Raw genomic sequence first — 3,459 nt, 5'->3', positions numbered from 1 at the left:
CCCAGAGGACGATGAGGCAAAGTAACCATAACATAGCCCGAACTAAGGAAAAACAGGAGCCCTCGACGGGACCTAGTTTTCCAGGCCTCCAGGGAATAATCAGCCCCGGGGGCCTGCTACGGACCTATCACGGGTTAGGTCCCGGGACCAAACCACACAGCTGTGATACAGGTCCCCTCGGTAAGACAGCCGGGACCTGAAAAGGACCTGAACATGGCCTTTTACTGAAACAGGTTCATAATATCAGAATAGGTCCGTAAACAGGACCTGCTAAGCCCCACTAGGTCCCGGGAAGGTCAGGGAAAAACGAAAACACCAGGTCCATATCAGGTCATTTCCACTTTTCTTTACGTAATACTTATATGCATGGAATACTCATTTACATGAGAGCATATGGAGCGTGAGAGGTACGCGCGGGTGGCGGTTACGCTGCCGCGAAGCCTGCTCGAGACGGTTGACGGGGTCTGCGGGGAGCGGGGCTACACGCGGTCAGAGTTTTTCCGCGCCGCGATCCGCCACTACCTCGACCACCTCGCCGAGAAAAACCTCGATGAGAAAAAAGAAGAAGAAAAACAAAAAAAGAAGAGAAAAAAAGGTTCGTTTTTACGCAGCGCTAATCTGCCCTAATCTGCCCTGGCATGCTGGCTGGTGGTTCTCTCCAAGAGCTGTACTTGTCGCTTCTTCAGCTCGAGGTACTCTGCATACATCTGCTGCTGTGACTCGAGGATTCGCTCAAGACGCGCTAGTATCTCTGTCATCATCTCTCCTACCTTGCTCTCTGAGATAAATGTAGTGACACTCGGAGCCACGCCCCGGACCGCGGCATCGCTCAGCGCTCTAGCCCACTGCTCTGCCATCTCCCTGGCTTCGTCCTCGCTAGTCGCCGCTATGCTAGGTGCGCTTGGGTGCCCAATGAGGGAGCGCGTAGGCCAGAGGCTCCTGGCGACACTACCGGGGAGTGGCAGGGATGGCATCTTGGACTGCATGTCCCAGCGTATTATAGCACGCGCTATCCACTGATTGCTTCTCTGGTCATAACTCCAACCGACGCCGTACCACGCACCCGCACTGAAAGCCATCTTCTCGAGGGATTTAGGTCCCCACTGTGCAGGCAGAGCCTCTATGGCAACAGCAACGGGACCTATCCTATGACTGAGCCTCGCAGCAGGTATCTGTGTGGCTCTCTGTTTAGCTTCCTCCAAGACACCGGTGGGGTTCTGGAGGAGAGCCCTGACAGTCTTCAGCGCTCCGTCGCGCTCACGCACAAGGACGTCCAACCCGTCAGCGAGGGTTTGCAGCTCCTGTGTGAAGAGACCGCGTTGAACCACAACGGGGTCCCTGTCACCAATACCCCCAAGTACTGCGAGTATTCTGTCAATGTCTGACGCGTTGGGTACTTGTGACAACAGCCACGCGTTCAGGTCGTAAGCGCTGGGTCCAAGGAATATTGTTCGAACCCTGCTGAACTGGCTTAGGAACTGCACGCTAGTCTCATGGTGGTCTATGAGTGTAACGCTATGACGTGAAGCGAGGTCCTCAAGGCCACGTATGAACGCCTGGGGGTTCTTGATATCTATTGGTATATCAACAAGGATTATATGCAGAGGAGAGGGGCTGGCGGCGTACATGTTCTGCAGTGTCGCGACAACCTGCTCTGGGCTGGTCTGAGGATAGTTACAGTAGACTTCATTGGCGTTGAAGGCTTTGACGGCGAGAGCCGACGCTGTCACGCCATGTGTGTCGAAGTGCCCGATGATTACGGTTTTTCTCTCGTTTATACTCATACTCATATCCTCACCTTTCCCATTTTTCCCGCGGAGCCCTTTCCCGAGTCGCGGTCCCCCGGGGCGGGCTTTGCCGGGGGATGTTCCCAGGGCGCATACACCCCGCGGGTAGATGTTTTTCACCCGCCTTCATTATAATCATACACGTGGGGTATATAAATAATACTCTGTACGCCGAAAGTGATCATAATATCATATTAAATATGATGAGTTGTTTGAGCTGAGATCCGTCACGTAGAAAAACGAACAAGGAAGACCATGACAGAGTATTTCCTGGTTCTCCGTCTAAATACTCGTTTGACAAGCCAGAAACGGTTTTGCGTGTCAACCAAAACATCTCCTCTCTGAATTATATTCGTAAAGTAGTGCCACGCATAAATGTAGCGGGTAAAATCCCTTTTATTCTTAAGTAGCTTTGTAAGTGAGACGACAGCAAGCCTCCCCTGCTGGGAGGCAAGATAAGAAATAAGCCGTGTGTATAAATCAAGCGTTCTCTCTTCACGTATCAAAAAGTTTCTAACTTTTGTCTCACTCACTGGCCACCCCCCTCCTCGGGGCACTTGACGCGCGCGTATGGCGCGATGGCGGACGTGCTCCAGAACAGCGCCGCGTCGCGGAGAGCATGCTCCTCGTCGAGCCAGGGCGCCGCCTCCCTCACAGCCGCCAGAATGTCCTCGAAGCTGAGATCCGGCGCCGGCTTGTAGATGATGAGTCCCGCCTCGGCCGCGACGATTTTAGCTTTTCCTCTTCTCTGAAGAGACTCGAGGATGGCCAAGTTGTAGCTACCGTAGAGCGCCTCCCGGCAGCTTATATTCTCCATCCTCTACCACCAGTCACTCACTGACTCTCATAACCTTATACCTGGCGAGCAGGACCTCGATGTCCTTTACCATCTGGGAGCGCTCCTCGGGCGTGACAGCGGAGAGTAGGTTCTCCAGTTGCTCTAGAATGGCGTTAAGTTTTTCGAAGAGGTTCACGCTCTTGACCTCCTCGAATGGGATGTTCTTCGCCTGCAGAGCGGTAATGAGAGCAGGATACTTCTCAACGGGACCGACCCATGCCTTCTTTAGACCGTTCCATTCGAAGCCCAATGACTTAAAGATATCCCTGTACTCATACGTCATCCCGGTAACTTCAATCTTCACGCCAAGGTTGGTTATCTTAAGGTGCGCGCCCTTGGGCGTCTTCGCGGCAAGCTCTTTCCAAGCGGCTAAAACGGCCTCGACAGTTCCGCCCTTGTAGACGGCTTCCGTGACCTTATAGACGTAGATATACTCGGCGTTCTCCTCCCTGACCTCCCTCTCACGCACAAAGATCTCACCCTCACCTTCGCGGATACTGAAACCTTTATGGCCTCCTGAGGTGGCAGCGTCAGCAACAACGGCGAACACCACGCCGGCCGGAACATACACGGTTCTGTGTACGTTCTTCCTGCTCGAGTCGTCCTCAATTATGATCTCCACCTGCCTTCCATCCTTCAGCGTAATCACCTTCTTCATTGTCGCGGAGCGGCTGGGTACACGAAACTCCCGCGGGTCGATAACGGTACCATCAACCAAGACTGCCATCGTGCGCCTGTACTGCCCGTAACTACCCCAGGTGTCATACTCGAGGGTGACGTAGTCGCTGTGGCCAGGGGTGACCCCGGAACCCTGGCCCTCTTGCGCGGCCTCCT

General features: G+C 53.9%; 5 protein-coding genes. 1 reads left to right on the top strand and 4 read right to left on the bottom strand.

What is annotated here, in order from left to right:
• Positions 1–393: 393 nt before the first annotated feature.
• Entirely contained in the window at positions 394–627 is a 234-nt protein-coding gene (locus tag ACP5KC_RS09485) for a CopG family ribbon-helix-helix protein (RefSeq protein WP_428287398.1), read from the top strand.
• Here ACP5KC_RS09485 and ACP5KC_RS09480 read toward each other — a convergent pair.
• From ACP5KC_RS09480 to ACP5KC_RS09465, 4 genes are all read right to left on the bottom strand, one after another.
• Positions 624–1,790, bottom strand: coding sequence for a hypothetical protein (locus ACP5KC_RS09480; protein ID WP_428287397.1), 1,167 nt, complete (start codon positions 1,788–1,790; stop codon positions 624–626). The two genes, ACP5KC_RS09485 and ACP5KC_RS09480, sit on opposite strands and share 4 nt — an antisense overlap.
• Before the next feature lie 224 nt (positions 1,791–2,014).
• A complete protein-coding gene (locus ACP5KC_RS09475) occupies positions 2,015–2,320 on the bottom strand; it encodes a hypothetical protein (protein WP_428287396.1) in 306 nt (101 codons plus the stop codon).
• Positions 2,317–2,604 carry a hypothetical protein gene (locus ACP5KC_RS09470; RefSeq protein WP_428287395.1) on the bottom strand — a complete coding sequence of 96 codons (288 nt, stop codon included), beginning with the start codon at positions 2,602–2,604 and terminating at the stop codon, positions 2,317–2,319. The genes ACP5KC_RS09475 and ACP5KC_RS09470 overlap by 4 nt, the downstream gene beginning before the upstream one ends.
• A 13-nt stretch (positions 2,605–2,617) precedes the next feature.
• On the bottom strand, positions 2,618–3,459 hold an 842-nt coding region (locus ACP5KC_RS09465), incomplete at its 5' end, for a hypothetical protein (RefSeq protein WP_428287394.1).

It is taken from the genome of Infirmifilum sp. (assembly GCF_049970975.1).
In the GTDB taxonomy this organism is placed as follows: domain Archaea; phylum Thermoproteota; class Thermoprotei; order Thermofilales; family Thermofilaceae; genus Thermofilum; species Thermofilum uzonense.
The sequence above is the reverse complement of the archived record's forward strand: the minus strand, read 5'-3'. Positions and strand labels throughout refer to the sequence as shown.